The following is a 625-nucleotide window of genomic DNA, read 5'->3' on the forward strand; positions in this document are numbered from 1 at the left end:
TATCCATTAGTCTCGTACGGTTCCGTTCGACTGTCTTGCGCCAGACAAAAGTATATTTGTTGGCTTTGGATTCAATCTTGGTGCCGTCGATATACTCCACATCAAGGCTGATGAAACCTTTATCGGCAAGGACAAGAACCAACTGGGTAAATACATTATTTATTTCCTCCTTTACACGGTTACGAAAACGGTTGATCGTGATAAAATCCGGATGCTCATTACCGGCAAGCCAAATATAATGAATGTCACGAAGGAGGTGCTTCTCTATTTTACGGCAAGAATAGATATTATTCATGTAGGCGTAGATTATCACCTTAAGCATCATTTTAGGATGATAAGGACAACGGCCCGTTTCCTTATAAAGCTTCTTGAAACTCTCAAGATTGAGATTGTCAATAACAGCATTCACGATGCGGACCGGGTCGGTCGCAGCTATGTTTTCATCAATTCTTTGTGGAAAAAGAACGGTTTGGTTGGGAATGTAAGGACGAAAATGTAACTTTGCCATAACGAAAAACTTTATACCTAAAGATACGAAAACTTTGGGTAATAACAAAGCCCGGGCTTGAGAAAGTCTGGGCTTTGCGCATAAAAAAAGGCTGTGTCAGCGTTTTGACACAACCTC

Annotated in this window: 1 protein-coding gene; it reads right to left on the minus strand. The window is 41.0% G+C overall.

What is annotated here, in order from left to right; genetic code table 11:
• Positions 1–508 (minus strand): transposase (locus tag N5O98_RS27385; RefSeq protein ID WP_269496307.1); only part of this gene is annotated, 508 nt, incomplete at its 3' end.
• Positions 509–625: the final 117 nt, after the last annotated feature.

It is taken from the genome of Bacteroides sp. LFL-34 (assembly GCF_027257075.1).
GTDB classification, from domain to species: Bacteria; Bacteroidota; Bacteroidia; order Bacteroidales; family Bacteroidaceae; genus Bacteroides; species Bacteroides ovatus.